General features: G+C 31.6%; 25 protein-coding genes. 17 read left to right on the top strand and 8 right to left on the bottom strand.

Annotation, left to right across the window (positions count from 1 at the left end; all coding sequences use genetic code 11):
* Window positions 1-59: 59 nt before the first annotated feature.
* The 3 genes from B8963_RS15860 (at window position 60) to B8963_RS08400 (ending at window position 3,461) form a co-directional block, all read left to right on the top strand.
* Window positions 60-437 (top strand): hypothetical protein, encoded by a 378-nt coding sequence (locus tag B8963_RS15860; protein ID WP_143312494.1) that lies wholly within the window; start codon window positions 60-62, stop codon window positions 435-437.
* Between the two features lie 88 nt (window positions 438-525).
* The gene (locus B8963_RS08405) at window positions 526-2,595 is read left to right on the top strand and encodes a TonB-dependent receptor (protein ID WP_143312493.1); all 2,070 of its coding nucleotides are present in this window, start codon (window positions 526-528) and stop codon (window positions 2,593-2,595) included.
* A gap of 23 nt (window positions 2,596-2,618) precedes the next feature.
* A complete protein-coding gene (locus B8963_RS08400; RefSeq protein ID WP_084061067.1) occupies window positions 2,619-3,461 on the top strand; it encodes a hypothetical protein in 843 nt (280 codons plus the stop codon).
* A 51-nt stretch (window positions 3,462-3,512) separates the two neighbouring features.
* Here B8963_RS08400 and B8963_RS08395 read toward each other — a convergent pair whose 3' ends face one another.
* Complete coding sequence (locus tag B8963_RS08395) at window positions 3,513-3,944, bottom strand: RrF2 family transcriptional regulator (protein ID WP_084061066.1); 432 nt, start codon at window positions 3,942-3,944, stop codon at window positions 3,513-3,515.
* 123 nt (window positions 3,945-4,067) lie between these two features.
* Between B8963_RS08395 and B8963_RS08390 the strand changes: the two genes are divergently transcribed.
* From B8963_RS08390 to B8963_RS08350, 9 genes are all read left to right on the top strand, one after another.
* Window positions 4,068-4,571, top strand: a complete 504-nt coding sequence (locus tag B8963_RS08390) for a c-type cytochrome (protein ID WP_084061065.1) — start codon at window positions 4,068-4,070, stop codon at window positions 4,569-4,571.
* A gap of 10 nt (window positions 4,572-4,581) precedes the next feature.
* Entirely contained in the window at window positions 4,582-5,166 is a 585-nt protein-coding gene (locus tag B8963_RS08385; protein ID WP_084061064.1) for a fasciclin domain-containing protein, read from the top strand.
* Between the two features lie 39 nt (window positions 5,167-5,205).
* The gene (gene nosZ, locus B8963_RS08380; protein ID WP_084061063.1) at window positions 5,206-7,164 is read left to right on the top strand and encodes a Sec-dependent nitrous-oxide reductase; all 1,959 of its coding nucleotides are present in this window, start codon (window positions 5,206-5,208) and stop codon (window positions 7,162-7,164) included.
* A gap of 129 nt (window positions 7,165-7,293) precedes the next feature.
* Entirely contained in the window at window positions 7,294-7,908 is a 615-nt protein-coding gene (locus tag B8963_RS08375) for a hypothetical protein (RefSeq protein WP_084061062.1), read from the top strand.
* A gap of 20 nt (window positions 7,909-7,928) precedes the next feature.
* The gene (locus B8963_RS08370; RefSeq protein ID WP_084061061.1) at window positions 7,929-8,369 is read left to right on the top strand and encodes a nitrous oxide reductase accessory protein NosL; all 441 of its coding nucleotides are present in this window, start codon (window positions 7,929-7,931) and stop codon (window positions 8,367-8,369) included.
* 77 nt (window positions 8,370-8,446) lie between these two features.
* Entirely contained in the window at window positions 8,447-8,740 is a 294-nt protein-coding gene (locus B8963_RS08365; RefSeq protein ID WP_084061060.1) for a cupin domain-containing protein, read from the top strand.
* A complete protein-coding gene (locus tag B8963_RS08360; RefSeq protein WP_084061059.1) occupies window positions 8,740-9,978 on the top strand; it encodes a nitrous oxide reductase family maturation protein NosD in 1,239 nt (412 codons plus the stop codon). The genes B8963_RS08365 and B8963_RS08360 overlap by 1 nt, the downstream gene beginning before the upstream one ends.
* Window positions 9,975-10,685 (top strand): ABC transporter ATP-binding protein, encoded by a 711-nt coding sequence (locus B8963_RS08355; RefSeq protein WP_084061058.1) that lies wholly within the window; start codon window positions 9,975-9,977, stop codon window positions 10,683-10,685. Before B8963_RS08360 ends, B8963_RS08355 begins: the two co-directional genes overlap by 4 nt.
* Complete coding sequence (locus B8963_RS08350; RefSeq protein WP_084061057.1) at window positions 10,678-11,460, top strand: ABC transporter permease; 783 nt, start codon at window positions 10,678-10,680, stop codon at window positions 11,458-11,460. The genes B8963_RS08355 and B8963_RS08350 overlap by 8 nt, the downstream gene beginning before the upstream one ends.
* 108 nt (window positions 11,461-11,568) lie before the next feature.
* Here the strand turns inward: B8963_RS08350 and B8963_RS08345 are convergent, their stop codons facing one another.
* Complete coding sequence (locus B8963_RS08345) at window positions 11,569-13,374, bottom strand: hypothetical protein (protein ID WP_084061056.1); 1,806 nt, start codon at window positions 13,372-13,374, stop codon at window positions 11,569-11,571.
* 129 nt (window positions 13,375-13,503) lie between these two features.
* Between B8963_RS08345 and B8963_RS08340 the strand changes: the two genes are divergently transcribed.
* Window positions 13,504-14,721, top strand: coding sequence for a hypothetical protein (locus tag B8963_RS08340; protein ID WP_234989635.1), 1,218 nt, complete (start codon window positions 13,504-13,506; stop codon window positions 14,719-14,721).
* Here the strand turns inward: B8963_RS08340 and B8963_RS08335 are convergent.
* The 4 genes from B8963_RS08335 to mnmE all read right to left on the bottom strand — a co-directional run bounded on the left by B8963_RS08335 (window position 14,718) and on the right by mnmE (window position 17,805).
* Window positions 14,718-15,002, bottom strand: a complete 285-nt coding sequence (locus B8963_RS08335; RefSeq protein ID WP_084061055.1) for a hypothetical protein — start codon at window positions 15,000-15,002, stop codon at window positions 14,718-14,720. The genes B8963_RS08340 and B8963_RS08335 overlap by 4 nt on opposite strands.
* A gap of 68 nt (window positions 15,003-15,070) precedes the next feature.
* Window positions 15,071-15,802 carry an iron-sulfur cluster repair di-iron protein gene (gene ric / locus B8963_RS08330; protein ID WP_200810828.1) on the bottom strand — a complete coding sequence of 244 codons (732 nt, stop codon included), beginning with the start codon at window positions 15,800-15,802 and terminating at the stop codon, window positions 15,071-15,073.
* 60 nt (window positions 15,803-15,862) lie between these two features.
* Window positions 15,863-16,297, bottom strand: a complete 435-nt coding sequence (locus tag B8963_RS08325; RefSeq protein WP_084061054.1) for an RrF2 family transcriptional regulator — start codon at window positions 16,295-16,297, stop codon at window positions 15,863-15,865.
* Between the two features lie 95 nt (window positions 16,298-16,392).
* Window positions 16,393-17,805 (bottom strand): tRNA uridine-5-carboxymethylaminomethyl(34) synthesis GTPase MnmE, encoded by a 1,413-nt coding sequence (gene mnmE / locus B8963_RS08320; RefSeq protein WP_084061053.1) that lies wholly within the window; start codon window positions 17,803-17,805, stop codon window positions 16,393-16,395.
* Window positions 17,806-17,992: 187 nt separating this feature from the next.
* On the opposite strand from mnmE, the gene B8963_RS08315 reads away from it, so the two are divergent.
* Window positions 17,993-18,490 (top strand): hypothetical protein, encoded by a 498-nt coding sequence (locus B8963_RS08315; RefSeq protein ID WP_084061052.1) that lies wholly within the window; start codon window positions 17,993-17,995, stop codon window positions 18,488-18,490.
* Between the two features lie 71 nt (window positions 18,491-18,561).
* On the top strand, window positions 18,562-18,900 hold the full coding sequence (locus B8963_RS08310) for a DUF4870 domain-containing protein (protein ID WP_084061051.1): 339 nt from the start codon (window positions 18,562-18,564) through the stop codon (window positions 18,898-18,900).
* A gap of 75 nt (window positions 18,901-18,975) precedes the next feature.
* Here B8963_RS08310 and dnaN read toward each other — a convergent pair whose 3' ends face one another.
* Window positions 18,976-20,094: a DNA polymerase III subunit beta gene (gene dnaN, locus B8963_RS08305; protein WP_084061050.1), complete on the bottom strand. Its 1,119-nt coding sequence runs from the start codon at window positions 20,092-20,094 to the stop codon at window positions 18,976-18,978.
* Window positions 20,095-20,401: 307 nt separating this feature from the next.
* Complete coding sequence (locus B8963_RS08300) at window positions 20,402-21,232, bottom strand: SAM hydrolase/SAM-dependent halogenase family protein (RefSeq protein ID WP_084061049.1); 831 nt, start codon at window positions 21,230-21,232, stop codon at window positions 20,402-20,404.
* Between the two features lie 122 nt (window positions 21,233-21,354).
* Here B8963_RS08300 and B8963_RS08295 point away from each other — a divergent pair, with 122 nt between their 5' ends.
* Complete coding sequence (locus B8963_RS08295; RefSeq protein ID WP_084061048.1) at window positions 21,355-22,314, top strand: PhoH family protein; 960 nt, start codon at window positions 21,355-21,357, stop codon at window positions 22,312-22,314.
* A gap of 70 nt (window positions 22,315-22,384) precedes the next feature.
* Window positions 22,385-23,335 carry a phosphoribosylaminoimidazolesuccinocarboxamide synthase gene (locus tag B8963_RS08290; RefSeq protein WP_084061047.1) on the top strand — a complete coding sequence of 317 codons (951 nt, stop codon included), beginning with the start codon at window positions 22,385-22,387 and terminating at the stop codon, window positions 23,333-23,335.
* Window positions 23,336-23,340 lie beyond the last annotated feature (5 nt).

The following is a 23,340-nucleotide window of genomic DNA, read 5'->3' as shown; positions in this document are numbered from 1 at the left end:
AACTCATTTTCTGACAATTATCATCTATTAAATTTAATTAAGTATTTATCTTTGCCGAGATGAAAAATTTTATAGTCATAATACTAACAATTACCATGCTGTTTAAGCCATTTTGGCCCGTAGTAGAGTATGTTGTAAATTATGATTACATAGTTAATGTCCTATGCGAAAATAAAGATAAACCAGAACTACAATGTAATGGTAAATGTTATTTAATGACAAAATTGGCTCAAGAGACAGAGCAGCAAAAAGAAAACCCTTTTGGTAAAAAACAATCTAGCTCCGAAATTCAGAATATTGTTTTCTATCAAATAAATTCTGATTATAATTTAGCTTCACCATTAGTTAATGGTGACACCAAAATATTTAAAGTACCTGTAGTTTTTATATCCGGTCTTTTTACTCAAGACGTTTCAAACCCTCCAGAATTCATCTAGTTTTTTTTTCAATGTATTTATCTAACTAGACTAATTGGCTCTAAGTTAGAGAATACCCTATATTTTAATATTTGTTAAAAAACAACAGATGAAAACAGAATTTGATGTTAGGTCATATCCTAAAAATAGGATATGCCTAAAAACCAAAGCACTATTATTATCCACTATTTTTGTAATTGCATTTCAGCTGAATGTATTAGCTCAAGAGCAAGCAGTAATTATTGTAAATGACACTATACTTCCTGTAAATCTAGATGAAGTTATTGTTATTGCTAACTACAAAAATGCCTTAGAACATAGAGCACAAAATAAACCACTTTCTACTTTAGATGAGTATTTAGAGTCTTCAAAAAAGCTAAATATGATAAAGAGAGGTGCTTATGCATGGGAACCCGTTTTGAACGATATGAGTTCGGAACGCTTAACCGTAAGCATAGATGGTATGCGCATTTTTGGAGCATGTACTGATAAAATGGATCCAATAACTTCTTATGTAGATGTTTCTAATTTAAATGACATCCATGTAGCAAGTGGACAACAAGGAGCGGAGCATGGTGCAACAATTGGAGGCTCAATTGATCTTCGTTTAGAGAAGAGTAATTTTAAACCAACCGGATGGGTAGGTTCTTTTGAAACAGGCTTTGAATCTAACAATGCGTCTAGAATTATTGGCGGAGAATTGAATTATTCCAATGATAATTTTTATATAGATTCAGATGTGATTTTTCGTAAAGCAGATAATTATGTAGCTGGTGGAGGAGAAGAGGTTAATTATTCTCAGTTCGAGAAGTATAATTTATCTACAAACGCTGGTTTCAAAATTGATAACGATAAAAAACTACTGGCTAGCTTTATTTTTGATGAAGCTCGTGATGTTGGTTATCCAGCTTTACCTATGGATGTTTCATTAGCTAGAGCATTTATTGGTTCTGTTAGTTATATTCAGCCTAAATTTATTGGGGCATTATCCGATTGGGATTCTAAAGTTTATGCCAATTCCATAACGCATATTATGGATGATAGCAAGCGACCAGATGTGCCTATTAGAATGGACATGCCTGGATGGAGTGATACCTATGGTTATTATTCACAAGCAAAATTAAAACTGGAGAAGCATGCATTTTTGTTTAAAATAGACGGATTTTATAATCGGTCTCTTGCCGAAATGACGATGTACCCAAATGACCCTAATGAAAATGAAATGTTTATGTTAACATGGCCAGATGTTAGAACCCTTAACTCCGGTTTGTATGCAGAAGATATTTTTGATTTAAATGAGGGAACACTTAAAATTTCTTCTAGAATTACAGTTCAAGGTTTTACTATTGCAGATGAATTTGGGTTAAATAGTTTACGAATTTTTTATCCAACAATGCCGCAGCGTCAAACTCGGTTTTTGAAAAGTTTTTCATCGTTGTATGCTACAAAAATGGCCAAGGCAGATGTAAAATTAGGTTTGTCTTACGGAGATCGTGCACCTTCTGTCTCTGAGGGTTTTGGCTTTTATTTGTTCAATAGCTTTGATAATCATGACTATATTGGTGATCCTAATTTGGAGAACGAAAAATCTCTTGAGGGTAATGTTTCGTTTTTGTTTCCTTTTAAAAACTTTAAGTTAAACCTAGAAGGCAATTATTTTCATACAATGGATTATATCATTGGTGAGGTAAGTCCAGATTTAAGTGTTATGACCATTGGAGCCGATGGTGTTAAGATTTATAAGAATTTGGAGTATGCTAACCTGTACAATGTATCAGTAGATGGCACGTACCAAATTACACCAGGTTTTTCTTGGAACGGATTTATATCTTACCATCGAGGTCAAGATCAGGATAATATTAATCTTCCCTTTATTAGTCCATTTGCCTATAGATCTTCAGTCCAATATGTTAAAGGAAGTTTTTCAGGAAACATAGCTATGAATGGAGCTGCAGAGCAGGTTAATTTTAATCCAAGTTATGGCGAAGACCGTACAAAGGCCTACACTATATTTTCAGTATCATTAGGGAAAACCCTATCAATTTCAGACAATTCATTATACTTAAAAACAGGTGTTGAGAACATTTTTGACACCAACTATTCCACGTATGCAGATTGGAAAAATATACCTCGAATGGGGAGAAATATATTCTTAACCTGTTCTTACACAATCAATTAATAAATTTTAATAAACAATACATCATGAAAACAATAAAAACAATTATATCCATTTTTCTTATTTCAATTTCATTAACTTCTTGTTCCGATAATGATGAAAATAATGAAATTGATCCACTTACTGAATTAAATATGCTAACTAGCCTACAAGCTAATACTCATACATTAGAATTGTATTCTGCTCAAAGCCAATTTACAGTAGGTTATAATGAACTTTTTATACGTATTAAGGATGCTTCAGATATGTATATTTCTGATGCTACTATCTCATGGAATCCTGTAATGCATATGACTAGTATGATGCATTCTTGTCCAAAATCTGAAGTTTCTAAAACTGATGATGCATCGGTTTACTCAGGTTTTATCATTTTTCAAATGCCAGGTAATGATACCGAATATTGGGATTTAACTATTAATTATACTGTAAATGGTGAGAGTTATACAGTAACTGAGCAGATTGAGGTTAAAGCCCCTCTTGATGGTATGCAAAGAGTTTCTGTGTTTACTGGTTCAGACAATGCACGTTATATACTTGCTATGATGCCTTTGGAGCCTAAGGTAGCGGTGAATGATTTTTCTGCACTATTGTATAAAATGGAAAGCATGATGGTGTTTTCACCAGTAATAAATCAAACTATAGCTTTAGATCCACGTATGCCAAGCATGGGCAATCATAGTTCACCAAACAACGTAGATTTAACCTATAATACTACTGAAAAAATGTACGAAGGAAAATTAGCATTAACAATGACTGGTTACTGGAAATTAAATTTAAAATTACTAAATGAATCTGGTGATGTTTTAAAAGGTGAAGATATTACGGAAACAAATTTAAGTAGTAGTTTATATCTTGAGATAGAGTTCTAAAAAGAAAAACAAAGTTTTCTTTAAAGGCTGCCCAATTGGGCAGCCTTTTTTTTATAGGGGCAAATTGGATTTTCCAATTTTTATATCGTTCACCAAATCATGAATACTTGTGGTTTCTAGTTTAGAAATAAATCGAGACTTGGTATTACCAACCATGTTATGTAATGGACAGGGATGATCAGAATTGCAATTTTGAATACTTAAAATACATGATTTTAATCTATGTTCACCATCAATTAAATCTACTATTTTAATTAATGAAGTCTGTTGGTTTTCTGCTGTTAAGTAAAAACCTCCATTCGGACCTTTTACAGATGAGATAATATCATGCCTAGAAAGCTCTTGCAAAATTTTAGATAAATAGGCTTTTGGTACTCCTGTAGGAGCACTAATTTCTTTAGCCAATATTTTTTTGTCTACAGTTGAATTTACTGCCAAATATAAAACCGCTTTTATGGCATATTTAGTTGAAATAGATAGCATAACGTATATTTTAAACAAATATAAAGATAAAAAGACTTTTTTATCCTTTAATATGACATTTATCATATTTCATCAACTTAAAGTCGCATAATTTTGGAGTATTAATCTTAACAACCTAATATCATGAAAATAGCATTTAAGAGTTTAGCATTACTTTTTTCTTTAGCCTTACTAAGCTGCGGAGGAAAAGAAGAAAAAAAAGAAGGGTTTAGTGTAAATCGTAATAAGGAAAGCGAAAAGACTGTCGAAACTGCTCCAGTAAGTAACGAAGTTCCAGCTTCACAAAGAATTACTTTGGATGACAAAGGAGTAGGGCAGATTAAATCAATCACCTTAGATGCAGAAATTAACCAAGAAATGGCAGCAGCAGGAGCAGAATTGTACAACACAAATTGTACTGCTTGTCATAAATTAGATAAGCGTTTTATTGGACCATCTCCACAAGGTATTTTAGAACGTAGAAGTCCTGAGTGGATTATGAATATGATTTTAGATCCAAAGTTAATGACAGAACAGGATCGTTGCGCTAAAGATTTGTTAATTGAGTTTAATGGTGCAGCAATGTCTAATCAAAATTTAACTGTTGAACAAACAAGATCCATACTCGAATATTTTAGAACCCTATAACTATATGATTATGAAAACAACCCACCTAAAACTAGTATTTGCCTCACTTTTTACATTGATGTTAATTAGTTCTTGTAAAAATGAAAATAAGAAAGAAGCAATAACCAATGCTGCAGAAAGTTCAACACCTAGCGCTGATTCTCATGAAAGCGGACAAGCTTTTATTAATGATGAAAGTTCAACACCAAATGTTTTACAAATTGCCATTGGATCTCCTGATCATACCACATTAGTGGCAGCAGTACAAGCAGCTAGTTTGGAAAACGTATTGGTTAACGCTGGACCATTAACGGTTTTTGCACCAACGAATGCGGCTTTTGATGCTTTACCTGCTGGCACTGTTGAAAACTTGTTGAAACCTGAGAATAAAGCGGCTTTGGCAAATATTCTTAAACATCATGTAAGTGCAGGTAATTATACGAAAGATTTTTTGAAGAATTTTAAAAAGCTCGGACAAGCAAATGACCAAAATACATCTGTTGAAGTAAAGGGCGATGATGTCTTTATAGGTGGTGCTAAAATAATAGCAAGCATCCCTGCTGGTAACGGTATTGTGCATGTAGTTGATAAGGTAATTCTACCTCCAACAGAGTAAAAGTATAAATAGCTAATAACAAATATTAAACTAATACAAATGAAAAATTATAAGCATTATTTAATCGCACTTTTGGGGTCAACGGTACTCTTTAGTTGTGGTAATCAAAACGGAAAAAGTTCATCTAATGGTGCACTTAATTCGAGTAACGCAGAAAAAGTGTATGTTGCTCCAGGCGAGCACGACGAATTCTATGCTTTTATGTCTGGAGGTTATAGCGGAAATGTAACAGTTTACGGTTTACCATCAGGTAGAATGTTTAAAGAAATTCCTGTTTTCTCCCAGTTTCCAACGTCTGGTTATGGGTATTCTGAGGAAACAAAACCTATGTTGAATACCTCTTTTGGTTTTGTACCTTGGGATGATGCGCATCACCCAGATATTTCACAAACTAATGGAGAATTAGATGGCAGATGGTTATTTATAAATGGAAATAATACACCAAGAATTGCACGTATTAACCTAAGTACTTTTGAAACCGAAGAAATTATCGAGGTTCCAAATAGTGCAGGGAACCACAGTTCATCATTCATAACTGAAAATACGGAATATGTGGTTGCAGGAACTCGTTTTGCAGTGCCTGTACCACAACGTGATATTCCTATTAAAGAGTATAAAGGTAATTTTAAAGGAGCTTTATCATTCATTAGTGTAGATCCAACAAGTGGCCATATGGCAATAAAATTTCAAATTTTAATGCCAGGATTTAATTATGATCTTTCTCATCCTGGAAGAGGAAAATCTCATGGATGGTTCTTCTTTACAACCTATAATACAGAGGAAGCTAATTCATTATTAGAAGTAAATGCTTCACAAAATGATAAAGATTTTATTGCAGCTATTAACTGGAAGAAAATTGAAGAATATGTAAACAATGGTGGAGGAACTAAAATGCCTACTAATTATGCACATAATGTTTATAATGAAGAGAGCCATACAGGTACTACTACTATGGTAAAAGAAGTATTGACTGTAGACCCAACAAAAATACCTGGAGCTGTATACTTTTTACCTACTCCAAAATCACCTCATGGTTGCGATGTAGATCCAACAGGAAATTACATTATTGGTAATGGTAAGCTATCAGCAGATCTTACTGTGCATTCATTTGATAATATGATTGCTGCTATTGAAGGTAAAAAGTTCGATGGAGAAGCTTATGGAATTCCAATTTTAAAGTTTGAAGATGTTTTAGGAGGTACTGTAAAAAGTGGTGGATTAGGCCCACTTCATACTGAATTTGATGACAAAGGAAATGCATATACTACCTTCTTTATTTCTTCAGAAGTTGTAAAATGGAAATTAGGAACTTGGGAAGTAATAGATCGCAAGCCTACATTTTACTCTGTTGGTCACTTGATGATACCTGGAGGAAATTCAAGAAAACCATTTGGTAAATATGTAGTAGCTATGAACAAGATTACTAAAGATCGTTACCTCCCTACAGGCCCGGAGATGGAACACTCTGCCCAGCTGTACGATATTACAGGAGAAAAAATGGAACTAATTTATGATTTCCCAACGCATGGAGAACCACACTACGCGGCAGGTATTCCTGCAGAAATATTAGCACCAAAGTCTCAAAAAATATACAGACTTGCTGATAACAAAAATAAGTATGCAACCCTAACAAGTGCAGATGCTAGAGTAGAACGTATTGGAAAAGAGGTACATATTTATATGACCACAATACGTAGTCACTTTACTCCTGATAATATTGAGGGGGTTAAGGTTGGAGATAAGGTTTATTTCCATATTACAAACCACGAACAAGATTTTGATGTACCTCATGGGTTCTCAATAATTGGACAAAACACTTCTGAATTATTAATAATGCCAGGGCAAACAAAAACATCGGTTTGGGAGCCTAAGCAAGTAGGGGTGTGGCCATTCTATTGTACAGATTTCTGTTCTGCATTACACCAAGAAATGCAAGGCTATGTAAGAGTATCACCAGCCGATTCTAATATTGAACTTTCATGGTCATTAGGAGAGTAGGCATCTAAGTTTACAAATTTATTTTCTTTCAAATCTAAAGCGGGTAGCTATTTTATCTGCCCGCTTTTTACTTCAATAAAAACAACCTTCCACAGCAAAATCAATTAGTAATTTTTAATACACTTTAAGATGAAAAAAGCAAGTATACTAATGATCATTGGGTCTTTATTTCTCTTAGGATTATTTGTCTTCCCATTATGGAATATCATGTTGGGAGCACCACAATATCCTGAACCATTAGGAATGAATATTCATATTGATGGAATTAAAGGTTTTAATGAGTTCGACATTCAAAATATTGATGGTCTTAATCATTATATAGGAATGAAAACTATTCCTAAACCAGAAGAAATGTGGGAATTTAGCACGTTTCCTCTTGTAATTGCTGCTATGGTATTTCTTGGGGTTTTAATTGGAGTTTTAGGTTATTTTAAAAAAGTAAGTTATAAATGGTTTCTTGGTTGGTTTGTTTTTATGTCTGTTCTTGGGGTTTTGGGTATGTATGATTTTAATGCTTGGATGACGGATTACGGAACCAATTTAGACCCACATGCCATAATGAAAATAGCTAACCCCGATGGAACACCTATGACCTATAAACCACCCTTATTTGGTAATGCTAAAATGTTAAATTTTGATGTTACATCCTTGCCAGATACTGGAGCATGGTTAATGTTTATAGGTATGTCACTAACGGTAATAGCATTTTTTGTTGGAAAAAAATCCGCTAAAAGTATTAGCTAGAAAACTTTAAAATAGTAAAAATGAAAAAATATTATTCTTTTATAATCTTAAGTGTATTTACAATTGTCTCTTGCAGTATAAAACTAGACCCTATAAATTACGGTAGTGATGGTTGTCATTTTTGTAGTATGACCATAGTAGACAAACAACATGCCGCCGAAATTGTAACAGATAAAGGCAAGAGTTTTAAGTTTGACGCATCGGAATGTATGATGAATCATATTAAATCAATTGATCAAACCACAATTTCTATGTTTTTAGTTAATGATTTTAACCAACCAGGAACTTTAATTGATGCTACAGAAGCTACTTTTTTAATCAGTAAGAATATACCAAGCCCTATGGGTGCTTATTTAAGTGCGTTCAAATCTAAAGAGGCAGCTGAAACAATACAAAGTTTAAATGAGGGTGAGCTATACACTTGGGAAGCCCTAAGTTTTATGTTTAAAAAAGATAGGTAAAAGTAAAATATTTATGTCCAATAAATATATGAAGTAAATCATTCTAACTTTTAAAATATCATAATAAACAACTAAATATGTATACAACCAACAAGACCATAAAAAATCAGCCGTTTGATAAGCTTCAAGTAATGAAGATTGCCAAAACAGATAAATTAGAGTTATTGAGTATAAGTTTAGAAAAAGATGCTATTTTTCCAACACACACTTCCCCTACAGATGCTGAGCTTGTGGTTTTAGAAGGAACCATTATTTTCCATATAAACAATACCCAATACAAGTTAAGTAAGCAAGATCATTTTAGTTTTCCAAAATTAGTGGAACACTGGGTGAAGGCTGAAGAAAATTCTAAATTTTTGATTATCAGATAATGTATAAAATCAATCGAATATTACTTTTTATAATACTTGCTATTGGTTGTAGTATACAAGCAAAAACAATTCCTGTTTGTGTTTCTTGTGCAGTTACATCTATAAAGGCGGGAATAGCTATCGCTAAAGATTGTGATACTTTATTAATTAAAAAAGGCACTTATAAAGAGTACAATATTCTTGTAGATAAACCATTAACCATAATCGGCGAAGATTTCCCTGTTATAGATGGTGAGGATAAAGGAGAAATTATACGAATTGTTTCGGACGAGGTTACCATAGATGGGCTTTTTATAATAAATGTAGGCACCAGTTACACTTCGGACTATGCAGCTATCCGGGTGGTTAAAAGTGAACATTTTTTAATACAGAATGTGGTTCTAGAAAAATTATTTTTTGGTATTTATCTAGAAAAATCTAATAATGGAAAGGTTTACCATAATAAAATAATTGGTGATGCTGTAGATGAATATAATTCAGGAAATGGCATACAATTATGGTATTCTAAAAATATTGAGGTAGACCGTAATATTGTTCAAGGTGTGCGTGATGGTATTTATTTAGAATTCTCCGATAATATTACAATTAATAATAATATTAGTACTAAGAATCTTAGATATGGACTTCATTTTATGTTCTCTAATGATGATACATATTCTAATAATACATTTGAAAACAATGGAGCAGGGGTAGCGGTTATGTTTTCTAAACGTGTGAAAATGTACAATAATATATTTAAAAAAAATTGGGGAACTGCGGCCTTCGGGATACTTTTAAAAGAAATAAATGATTCTGAAATATCAGGAAATATATTTGAAGAAAATACCATAGGAATTAATATTGAGGGCTCTAATAGAATTAATTATACCAATAATAGTTTCATAAATAATGGTTGGGCAGTAAAAGTTCGTGGAGCTTGTTACGAGAATAAGTTTACGAAGAATAATTTTATGTACAATTCATTCGATATATCTTACAATAGTAATTTAAATGACAATGTTTTTGATCAAAATTACTGGAGTGAGTATACCGGTTATGATTTAGATAAAAACGGCATAGGAGATGTGCCTTATAGACCCGTAAAGTTATTTTCTTATATCGTAAACCGAACACCAGAAACAATAGTCTTATTACGTAGTTTGTTTATGGATATTATTGATTTCTCAGAAAAAGTTTCCCCTGTTTTTACACCTGATAATCTTCTGGATGCTAATCCATTAATGAAAAAAATAAAATGATTCAAGTAGAAAGTTTATATAAAAAGTTCGGAAAAAACAAAGTTTTAGAAGGACTAGATCTGCATATTCAAAATGGAGGAATATTCGCAATTTTGGGTCCAAATGGATCTGGTAAAACTACCTTGATTAAAGCTATTCTAGGCATGGTATTACCCAATAAGGGAAAAATATCAGTACTAGGCGATTCCATAAAAAATAAATGGAAATACCGTCAAGAAATAGAGTATTTGCCTCAAATCGCCAACTTTCCAGGGAACCTTAAGGTGAAAGAATTAATTACAATGATTAAAGATCTTCGAAACAAACCAAGTGAAGAGTCTCATCTAATAACATTATTTGGGTTGGAGCCATTTTTAGATAAAAAATTGGCAAATCTTTCTGGTGGTACTAAGCAAAAGGTGAATATAGTGCTCACTTTTATGTTTAATAGTCCAATTATTATTCTTGATGAACCAACTAACGGGTTAGATCCACAAGCTGTAATTCACTTAAAAGAGCTTATTCAAAAAGAAAAGCAAAAGGGGAAAACAATTTTAGTAACCTCACATATTATGCAATTTGTTGAAGAAGTTGCTGACAATATTGTTTATTTATTAGAAGGCAAAATTTACTTCAAAGGCAGTATTGCGGAACTCATGAAAATGACAGACCAAGTAGATTTTGAACATGCAATAGCAACCATAGCAAATACCAAAACCAATGCTTAAAATATTAAAATATAGTTTTTACGATTTAATGCGTAGCCGATGGAGTTACGTTTATTTCTTATTTTACCTAGTTCTGGGTTTTGTATTATTATTTTTAAATAATGATGTTTCAAAGGCAGTAATAACACTTATGAATATAATTATTGTGTTGGTTCCTTTAATAGGAACAATATTTGGAGTCATGTATTATTACAATTCTAAAGAGTTTACAGAACTTTTATTAGCACAACCCATAAAGCGTTCTTCTATATTTTTAGGACAATATTTTGGTGTTGCTGGTTCGTTAACACTAAGTTTGGTACTGGGTTTAGGCATACCCTTTGTGTTATATGGATTATTTAAGAGTGATGTAATTTTCAATTTTACTTTACTTTTAATAACTGGTGCCTTTTTAACCTTAATTTTTACCGTATTGGCTTTTATCATAGCAATATCTAATGAAAATAAAATAAAAGGATTTGGCTATGCGGTTTTGACATGGCTTTTTCTAGCAGTTATTTACGATGGATTGTTTTTAATGTCGTTAATAATTTTTGAGGAGTACCCATTAGATTCACTTTCATTAGGTGCCATTTTATTTAATCCAATAGATTTAGCGAGAACGCTAATTCTGTTAAAACTTGATATTTCTGCACTTTTAGGATATACTGGAGCTGTTTTCAAGCAATTTTTTGGAACAAACTTAGGGCTATTTATATCTATGGGTGTATTAATATTGTGGACAGTTCTTCCAATAGGTTGGCTTACTTTTAAAGCAAAACATAAAGATTTTTAAGAGGACTAATTCTAAATATAAAAAGGCGTAATAGTGTTAATACTACTACGCCTTTTTTAATTAATTGATTACCTATTTTATTATATTGACTAATGCAAGGTATTTTTTTTAAACTGTTTCTAATCTTACTAATGGTGTAACCATTTTTTCTATGTTTAAAAGGCCTTCTTCTAATTGATTAAACATTTCATTTTTTATATCCGTAAAGTACTGCCTTTGATTTCCAAATAAATCTTGATAATACTGTATACCATCTTTTAAGTTAGCGGCAAAATTAAGAATGTATTTGTTTTGTTTATCCGTCGGTTGCATTGCATTTTCGGTAATTAAATCTCTTAAATAATCAGTATAAATGGTTAATTCTTTAATGTACATATTAGGACGATCATTTCGGCTTATTACGTTTTTTTTACCATAAATATGATCTATCATTTCATTTAATGTAACCGTTTTGTCAAAATAGGCCATATTAGGTCCAGGACACACAGATACACCCTTTCCCTCGGTTTTGGTATCTAAACCATAAGTGAGTAGAGCAGACGTGCCTAAACCCACACAAGTGCATGATTTTTCTGTTATTTTATTTAGGTAGTAATTATGCTTTTCGGTGTCTAAATTTTGTTCTTCTAACTCCTTTATTTTTAAATGTTGATACTGTCTAGAGGCTGTGCAAATACCACTTTCTATAAAATCTTTATTCAGCGCAACAAACTTCTTTGGACAAGAACTACCTGGTCTTCCTTTTGCTATAAGTTTTTCTTTTTCTAAATCTTTTGTGTTTCCTTTTAGACTATGAAAAGGAATGCCCAATGGTGAAATGTTACTTAAATACAAGTCATTCTCCTTAGCAGCCAATAGGCTATTTAATGTGGTATTATCAACTGTTGTTGCTTCTGGGACCAATAGAAAAGGAGTGCCCCAACCAACAGAATCCATGGCGTAATATTCAATTAAAAAATTGTGCTCCTCAGAAGTTCCAACACCACCTTGTGCGGTTAATTTTAAAGGTAGTTCTGTCTTTGGTATTGCTAAGTTCTTACTGGCTAAAGAGGCGGTGAGAATATCAAAAACACTATTTTTTAATTCTGTTTTATTATTTTTAAATTGTTCTAAAATTGGACCTAAGAGATATCCATCTGTAGCAAATGCATGACCACCACAATTTAATCCAGATTCTATTCGATATTCAGAAACCCAAAGACCTTTTTTTGCCAAGAATTTTCCTTGAATTAATGCAGAACGATAGTCACTTACTTTTAAAACTATTTTCTTTTTTATAAAACTATTTTCATCAGGATAAAAATCTTTAAACTGTTCTATATAACTGTATAATCTAGGATTCATACCAGCCGAAAGTATTACAGAAGAACTTAAATTACTATTTGCAAAACCTCTTAGAGCTGCATGAGCATCATTATATTCGGTTGATAGTTTTACTTTTTTTACGTAATTATCTTTATCAACCTTAGTCATAATATTCACATCAATACTACCCATTTTTAGGTTTTCATCTGACCATAGTTTTATTTCGTTATTGGAAAAACCATTTTTTATAAAACCATGGAATTCTTGTTTTACTTTAGAAGAATCTGGTAGCATCGTAATATATTTTTTTACTTCTGAGGTAGATTCTGACGTAAAGTTTTTTAATTCTTCAAATTTACTAAGTGCTAACTCTTGAATTAAATTTAAGTAAGCAGTGATTCGTTTTGCCCTAAAGTCTTCTGCTTTTTCAGATATTTCAATGTAGGCGCGTTCATATTTACTACAATACATTTTTCTTAGTTTTTCAAGAAGAATGTCGTCTACTAATGAAATAACAGAATCTATGCCATATTTTGAAACTTTTAAAGGAGAATCAATGGTAAAACCTATTCCCATAACAGGAATATGAAAGGAATGTAATTTTGTCATAATTGATTGTTTTTACGGTAAATTTCATTTTCGTTTTTTAACATAATTCACCGCTATAAAAATTCAATTATAAGCTCAAATAAAATATGATTTTTATCAGCTTATTTATGTGCCAATAAACTGTTACTTTTGATAAAAAATAAGATGGTAATTAGTGTAAAAAAACAAGTTTATCTTGCTTTTACTTACTTTATAATAGCAGCATTCTTTGGGGTTGTTCTCCGTTTGTTTCATGCCATAGATTTACCAATTAACTACAAGTTTATAGTGCATACGCATTCACATATTGCTCTTTTAGGCTGGGTGTATTTAATTTTAACAACCTTATTATATCATGTGTATTTAAGCAATCAAAGTATATCTAAAAAACATAGAAATCTGTTCTTATTTACCCAAATTACTTTGATTGGAATGCTAGTCACATTCCCTTTTCAAGGATATGCCCTTTTTTCAATTATTTTTTCAACTCTTTTCTTAATAGCATCTTATTTGTTTACTTGGTTTTTTATAACTCATGTATCTGTTTCAACTAAGGCAAGTTATTCATATAAAATTATAAAATCGGCTTTAGTATATCTTGTAATTTCGAGTATTGGCCCATGGGCTTTGGGTGCGATCATGACAATGTTAGGTCCTTTGTCTATTTGGTATCGATTAGCAATTTATTTTTATTTACATTTTTTATATAATGGGTGGATGATACTCGCACTTGTTGGTTTGTTCTTTTACATTCTAGAAAACAAAAAGATAACTATAAATAAAAAGACTTTTACTAGTTTTTATAGATTGATAAATGCAGGTGTTATTTTATCATTTTTCTTATCCATACTATGGATAGAACCATCTTTATTATATAATGGTTTAGGTGGATTTGGAGCACTTATACAACTAATAGCAATTGTATTTTTAATTTGTGAATTAAGAAGCAATGATCAAAGTATTTTAAATATTTTCACTGATTTTCAAAAAATGATTTTGAAAACAGTTTTTGGCTTATTGGTACTTAAAATGTTGTTGCAATTAATTACAGCCTTACCATATTTTGCTATGTTGGCAGTGAATTATTTAGATTTCACGATAGGTTATTTGCATTTAACCTTTTTAGGGATTATTAGTTTGAGTATATTTTTCTTTTTGGATTATTTTCAAATTTTAAAAGTAACCAAAGGACCTTATTTTCTATATATTACCAGTTTTGCGATCACAGAATTACTGATTTTTTATAAAGGCTTCGCATCATGGCAAAAAATCTCAATTATTGAAAACTATTATAGTGCTTTAGCGTTCTTTAGTGCTTTAATACTTATAAGTATTGTTTTAATATTGGTTTTAAGAAAAAAAGCTTAAAGCAAATGAATACCAATTAAAACACTGCAGAACAAAACACTAAGGATTAAAAGATTAAAAGTGACTTTAGTGCTTAATTGAGCTAATACAGCTGCGTTAAATAGCATGCATATGATGGTTACTAAAAATAATTCGCTAAGTAATACAAATTTCGAAACCTCACTTTTTAAGATCATCATTGCAGCTACGGAGCCTAAACAGCTTTGACCAATAATGGCAATTGCAGAATAACCAAGCTGATTATTTTTAAATTCCTCCAAAAAGTTATTATATATTCTCATAACTGTTTAATTGCTTTTAATGCTACGGTAATACGAATTTTTCACCATATAACCGCAGCATTTATTGATTAGTCTATATGAAATAGAAGTTCTGTTTCTAGTTTTTCCGCTTTAGGAAATAGAATATTATTTTCTAAATGAATGTGCTTATGAAGATCTTCTTGGAATTCTTTAAGTAATGCAAAGGAAACAGTATAGGTGGCACATGCATCTTCAGATGGCGTATATCCATTTGTTAATAGTTCTATTTGGCGAAACCTTTCGCCTTCATTGTCATGCTCATGCATCATATTTTGAATTGGGTTTTGTACCGTAACAAAAGCAGGAGCATTTAGTATTCCTTTATGTTTTTTAGAAGCCACCATTTTCTTTATATATGGGAATAAAATAAGTTCTTCTTTTTTCATGTGCATGGTTAATTCTCCAGCACAAGCTCTAAACAAATTATATACTTCGTCTAATTCGGGGTGTTTGTTTCCGTGTACGTTATTTATCTTTTCTAAATACTGTAGCAAAACAGGAATTTTATCCTCTACGTATTTATGATGTGTATTCTCAATATAATTAGCTAATACATCTAAAGACCATGTTTTATAGTCTGTATCATCAATAGTTTTAGTTTGTAAATTATCCAATGCATTATAAACTTCCAGAGGATCTATTTGCTTTTCTTGACAAGCTTTTTCAATACTTCTTCTTCCGTTACAGCAAAAGTCAAGGCCAAATTTTTCAAATATAGCGGCGGTTCGGTAATCTTGCGCAACAATTGCACCAATGTTTTTGTCTATTATTTGTTCCATTTCTTATGTTTTTTATATATTAATAGGATAAAATTGTCCGAATTCAATTTAAATTTTTTTTTATCGTTTTAGATACGTTAAACCAACATCTAAACCTTTTGTCATTGTCAATAGGCTAGTGGTTTCTAACATTTTTTTTAAATCATTTCTTATGCTTATAAAATTATCATGTACAGGGCAAGGTTTTTTGTCATTACACGTATGTAAGCCTAATCCACAACCAGTATACACTTTATTACCGTCAATTGCATATACTATCTGACTCAATTTTATTTTAGAAATCTCATCTTTATCAATTTGAAATCCACCCATTGCACCCTTTACGGAATCAATAATGTTATTTTTTACCAATTGCTGTAGAATTTTGGCCGTAAAAGCTTCAGGTGAATTTATTTCTTCAGCAATACCTTTAAGACTTACCCGATTGCTTTCCAAAGATTGGTGAGCAATATAGATAGTTGCTTTAATTCCGTATTCACAAGCTTTTGAAAACATTACAATATGATTACTATTCTATTGCAAAGATACATTAGTTTTTAATTCAGACAAAATTATCCGAATTAAATTATGGAAATAAAATATTAGTCAGTTTACTTTCCAATACAGAAGTTAGCAAATATATTACCCAGCAGATCATCACTTGAAATTTCGCCGGTGATTTCTCCAAAATGATATAAGGCTTGGCGAATGTCTATCGCCAACAAGTCACCAGAAAAACCAGCATCCATTCCATTTTGTACTTTCTGTATTTCTTCTAAGGCTTTTAATAACGAGTTATAATGCCTAGAATTAGTGACTATAGTTTCATTATTTCGTAAGGCTCCTGTATTTATTAAACTCAGCAGTTCGGATTTTAAATCTTCTACACCTTCGCCAGTTTTGGCAGAAATAAATATGGTTGATTGTTGCAGGTTGTCAGTTTTTAGTTGGGTTTTTAAATTTAATATAGCTGCTTCGTTGAGCAAATCAAATTTATTTACTAGAATCAATACCGATTTTAAGGGGTATAAGTTTTTTATTTTTTCGACTTCAATTTTTAACTTCTCTAAGGCACTGTCGGCTGTCAACTGAGAACTGTCCACTAAAAATAGTACCACCTGTGCCTGCTTTATTTTTTCAAAGGTTTTTTTAATTCCAATGCCTTCAACAACATCTATTGTTTCACGGATTCCAGCAGTATCAATAAACCTAAAACCAATTCCGTCTATTGAAATTTCATCTTCGATGGTATCTCTTGTAGTACCTGCAATATCAGAAACTATAGCGCGATCTTCATTTAATAAGGAGTTTAATAATGTAGATTTTCCCACATTTGGCTCACCAACAATTGCCACAGGAATACCATTTTTTAAGACATTACCCACTGCAAATGAATCTATTAATCGTTTTAAAACCAATTGTATTCTATTGATTAAATCTTGAAACTGATCTCTATTGGCAAATTCTACATCTTCTTCTGCAAAATCTAACTCTAATTCTATTAATGATGCAAAATTCATTAATTCAGCTCGTAATTCTTTTATTTCATTACTAAAGCCACCACGCATTTGCTGTATTGCAATTTGATGGCTCGCAGCATTATCTGAAGCAATTACATCGGCAACCGCTTCAGCCTGACTCAAATCTATTTTACCATTTAAGAAAGCACGTAAAGTAAATTCCCCTGGCTCTGCAGTTTTACAGCCATTTCTAAGGAATAATTGAATTATTTCTTGCTGGATATAGGTAGAACCATGGCATGATATTTCAATTATATTTTCTCCTGTATATGAATTAGGCCCTTTAAATACAGATAGTAAAACTTCATCTAATACCCGATTTCCATCAACAATATGTCCTAATAATATGGTATGGCTTTTTTGTTCCATTAACTTTTTACCTTTAATGGACTTAAAGTGTTTGGAGGTTATCTGGATAGCGTCTGTGCCAGAAATACGTATTACCGCAATAGCTCCTGCTCCTGCAGGCGTTGCTAAGGCAATAATAGATTCGTTTGAAAACATAATGAAATTTTAAATGCAAAATTAAGCAATTAGATTTAACCTAGAATCTATTCGTTTGTTCAAAGAACAGTGATTTAGTTGATCGAATATTAACATTAATATATGATCATGAAGCTGTATTATTTTGTTAAAACCATGTGCCGAATTTGTATCTTTGCCTAACATTAATCATTATAAAATTTAAACTATGAAAAAGCTATTAGTAGTAGCAATTGTATCATTATTTGCCATTGGCAACTCATATTCTCAAGATACTCAAAAGACGAAAGATTCTCTTTTAGTTGTTTCTAATGTTAAGAAAGACTCCCTTATAGCTATTGAAAATGCAAAAAAGGATGCGGAAACTTTAAAGCGTATTGAACAAGCTGAAAAAGAACAAAAAAGGTTAGAAAAGGAAGCTGCAAAAGCTAAAAAAGAACAGAAAAAGGCCGAAAAAGAACAAAAAAAGCTAGAAAAAAAGCAAAAACAAGCCGAAAAGCTTCAAAGTGATATCTCTGGTAAAAAGAAGGATATTGAAAAGAGCGAAGACAAGATTAGTAAATATGAAATGAAGCTGGCTGAAGGAAAACGTAAGGGTAAATTATCTCCTGTTGATATTCAAAAACTAAATGATAAAATTGCCAAGGAAAGAATAACTATTTTAAAGGATACAGAAAAACTTAAAAAGTTAGAGCGCAAGCAATAAATTTAAGTTGTTGTAACATTTTTGGTTTTCGTGCGTCATATTAGTACATCAATCAATTAAAATCAAAAATCATGCAACGAGAAAACAAACAATTATTAGTTCTTACACATTTAAGTCAGTTGTTAGACATTATTACTGGATTCGGAGGGTTTATAGTTCCGTTAATATTATGGTTAACCCAAAAGGATACGGTGGTAAATATGGATGAAAATGGCAAATCAATACTCAACTTTAGAATAAGCATGTTTATTTATTTTCTAATTAGTATTCCTTTAGTTTTATTATTCGGTCTTGGATTACTTGGTATTCTAGCAGTAGGATTATTAAGTTTTATTTTTCCAATAGTAAATGCTGTTCGTGTTAGTAACGGAGAAAATCCTTATTACCCAATGAGCATTAAATTTTTGTAAACTATAAAATCCAATAAATTAAAAGCCCCAATTACACCTGTAATTGGGGCTTTTTGTATAAAATTAGGTTGGTTATTAATTGTTAAGCATTACTGGCATTACTAGCATAGTAACCAATTCGCCTTCATCTAAACCATCTACAGGTGTTAAAATACCCGCTCTATTTGGTAGACTCATTTCTAAAGAAACATCATCAGATGTTAAGTTAGCTAACATTTCAACTAAAAATCTTGAGTTGAAACCAATTTGCATATCATCACCTTGGTAAGAACAAGTTAAACGTTCTTCTGCCTTATTACTGTAATCTACATCTTCTGCAGAAATATTAAGTTCTGCTCCAGCAATTTTTAATCGTATTTGGTGCGTTGTTTTATTTGAGAAAATAGAAACTCTACGTACTGAACTTAAAAACTGATTTCTAGAAATAGAAAGCATATTAGGATTCTCTTTCGGGATTACAGCTTCATAATTAGGATATTTTCCATCGATTAAACGGCAAATAAGTTCTGTATTTTCAAAACTAAATTTAGCATTACTATCATTGTATTCAATAGTAACATCAGACTCACTACCTGCTAAAATACCTTTCAATAAGTTTAATGGTTTTTTAGGCATAATGAATTCTGCTACTTGAGAAGCGGAAATATCTGTACGCTGGTATTTTACCAATTTATGGGCATCTGTTGCAACAAAGGTTAAACTCTCTGGTGAAAACTGAAAAAAGATACCACTCATTACAGGTCTTAAATCATCATTTCCAGCTGCAAAAATGGTTTTGTTAATAGCAGTAGCTAAAATATCTCCAATAATTGTAGTAGAACTTGGATTGGATAATTCTACCGCTTTTGGGAATTCAGCACCATCGGCATAGGCTAATGCATATTTTCCGTGGTTAGAGCTAATTTCTACCGTATTGTTATCTTCAACAATAAAAGTTAATGGTTGCTCTGGAAAAGTTTTAAGAATTTCTAATAATAATTTTGCAGGAACGGCAATTAAACCTTCATTATCTGAATCTACATTTAAGATAGTACTCATAGTAGTTTCTAAATCCGAGGCAGAAACAGTAAGTTGGTTTTGCTTTAAATCGAACAGAAAATTATCTAAGATAGGAAGTGTATTGCTATTGTTGATTACACCACCTAAAACTTGTAATTGTTTTAGTAAATAGGTACTAGATACTATAAATTTCATTCTTTATATGTTTTGTTTTCTCTTAAAATTCTTTCAATAAATATACTTTCTTGAATATAAAATCCTTGAATTTTCTAATCATTGCAAGAAAAACAAAGATATTTTAATTGTTGTTTTTAATGAAACAAACTTATCAACACTTATCATCTTTAAAAAAGCATATATAAGTCACTGTTTATAGGGTTAATTTTACCCGTAAACCCACTGTTAATCAATCTAAATCAATGCTACCAAAAAATCAAAGTTTATAAAACCAATTATTTTTTAGGTTACTGATGTTTATAAGTAGGCTTAAAATAGACAATTTCTAAATGAAATCAATGGTAATTGTATCTCTATAATCCAATCCAAGTAGGGTAGAGGCACCTCCAACCGTATTTAAATCGCTTTTATAAATTGCTAGTTCTATAAAATTGGATGAGTTAAATAATGCTAACAAATCTCCAGGTCCATTTCGTTTATCTTTTTCAATATCAAAATTAATGATATCGCTATACTTGTTATGAATTTGGGTAATTTTTTTATTACGAGCGTTTAGTACAAAATTTCTTCCTTTACGGTACGCCTCAAATGTATGGCGTTCTATATTGGTAATTACATTCCCAAAATTGTCTATATAAATAACGCTACCAACAATTCCGTTTCCATTTTCAATAATTCTTGGAGCAAATTCTCGTATATCTTTAAGGTGATCAAAACTTTTACCAACAACTTCCAATGTGCCACCACGAGCAATATGGCAGGCAACTTTTACAAAAACATCTAATACCGGAAAAGAGCTATTTTCTGGGTTTGGAATATTTATTTCTATAACCTTTTCGGGTTTAATTTCTGAGGTTATCAAACCTATTACACCATTGTTTGCAGTTACAAAATATTGACCGTCTACTAGCACTGCAATATGTTGATTTTCAGGAGTTGGCTCTGAATCTACACCAACAATATGTATGGTTCCAGCTGGAAAACTTTTGTACGAATTTTTTAAAATATAAGCACATTCTGCAATATTAAACGGACTTATTTCATTGGATATGTCAACGATTTTGGCATCGGCAATTTCTTTATAAATAGACCCTTTTATAACTCCAACAAAATGGTCTTTATATCCAAAATCAGTAGTTAATGTAATGATTGCCATGTAAGACTGTTGATATGTTTTTTACTTTATCAAACTGATTTTTACTTAAGTTTGTTAAACAAAATTACACAAATTTTAAGGCAACTAATAATTATTATTTATAAGACTTAAACCCATATTCTTTGAACGAGCTAATAATAGAACTTACGGAAATTAGTCCAAGAGATTTTTTTGGACAACAAAATGAAAATATTGACTTAATAAAAAAATATTTTCCTAAACTTAAAATAGTTGCTAGAGGAAGTAAAATTAGAGTCTATGGCGATGATGAGCTATTAGAAGAGTTCAATAAGCGTTTTACCATGTTAACCGAGCATTACGTTAAGTATAATAAGCTTGATGAAAATAGTATAGAACGCCTATTAATGAGTACTGAAAAGGATGATATTTCTTCATCAGACAGTAGTGGTGAAGTTTTGGTTCATGGGGTAAGCGGAAGATTAATTAAAGCGCAAACGGTTAACCAACGCAAATTAGTAGATGCTACAAGAGCTAATGATATGGTTTTTGCTATTGGTCCAGCAGGTACCGGAAAAACGTATACAGGTGTTGCTTTGGCGGTAAAGGCTTTAAAAGAAAAAAGAGTACGGAGAATTATACTTACTAGACCTGCGGTAGAAGCTGGAGAAAATTTAGGTTTTTTACCAGGAGATTTAAAAGAAAAACTAGATCCGTACATGCAACCGCTTTATGATGCCTTACGTGATATGATTTCTCCAGAAAAATTAGCGCTTTATATTGAAAATGGTACCATACAGATTGCTCCATTAGCATTTATGCGTGGTAGGACACTGGACGACGCATTTGTTATTTTAGATGAAGGTCAGAATACCACACATGCCCAAATGAAAATGTTCTTAACAAGAATGGGTAAAAACGCACAATTTTTAATTACAGGAGATCCAGGACAGATAGATTTGCCCAGAAGAACAATTTCTGGACTAAAAGAGGCTTTATTGGTATTGCAAAATATTGAAGGTATTTCAATTATTTATTTAGATGATAAAGATGTAATTCGCCATAAACTAGTTAAAAAAGTCATCGAAGCTTATAAAGGTATTGAGCATCAAAATCAATATTAATAATAAAGGTCAAATTAAATTATAGGAACCTAAGTAATTGGTCTTCAATTTTTCATCAACAGCAATACGCATGAGTAATACAATTATAGATACAAATTTTAATTTTCCCGGACAATTAAGTGTGTATAAAGGAAAAGTAAGAGAAGTATATCGCTTAGAAAATGATGTAATGGTAATGGTCGCTACAGACCGACTTTCCGCTTTTGATGTAGTGATGCCGAAAGGGATACCATATAAAGGACAAATATTGAATCAAATAGCCACAAAAATGATGGCTAATACTGCAGATATAGTTCCTAATTGGTTAACTGCTACACCAGATCCAAATGTTGCTATTGGTCATGCTTGCGAGCCATTTAAGGTAGAGATGGTGATTAGAGGATACATGTCCGGACATGCAGCACGAGAGTATAAAGCGGGCAAAAGAGTACTTTGTGGTGTTGCCTTGCCAGAAGGACTTAAAGAAAATGATAAATTTCCATCACCAATAATAACTCCTGCTACTAAAGCAGAAATGGGAGACCATGATGAAGATATTTCTAGAGAAGACATTTTAAAACGAGGGATTGTTACTGAAGCCGATTATATAATTTTAGAAAATTATACCAGAGCACTTTTTGAAAGAGGTACTGAAATAGCAGCCAATAGAGGGTTAATTCTTGTAGATACCAAGTATGAGTTTGGAAAAACAAAGGATGGTAAAATTGTTTTAATAGATGAGATTCATACACCAGATTCTTCGCGTTATTTTTATGCTGATGGTTATCAAGAAAGACAAGATAAAGGTGAAGCGCAGAAACAACTGTCTAAAGAATTTGTTCGTCAGTGGTTAATAGCTAATAATTTTCAGGGATTAAAAGGGCAAACGGTGCCTGTAATGAGCGATGAATATATTACATCAGTTTCAGATAGATATATAGAATTGTTTGAGAATATTACAGGAGAAAATTTTGTGAAAGCAGATATATCTAATATTCAAGAAAGAATAGAAAAGAATGTATTAGCCTATTTAAAAGGCTAATACAT

The organism is Cellulophaga tyrosinoxydans (assembly GCF_900176415.1).
GTDB classification, from domain to species: Bacteria; Bacteroidota; Bacteroidia; order Flavobacteriales; family Flavobacteriaceae; genus Cellulophaga; species Cellulophaga tyrosinoxydans.
Note: the sequence above shows the minus strand (reverse complement) of the source record. Positions and strands in the feature narration are given on the sequence as shown.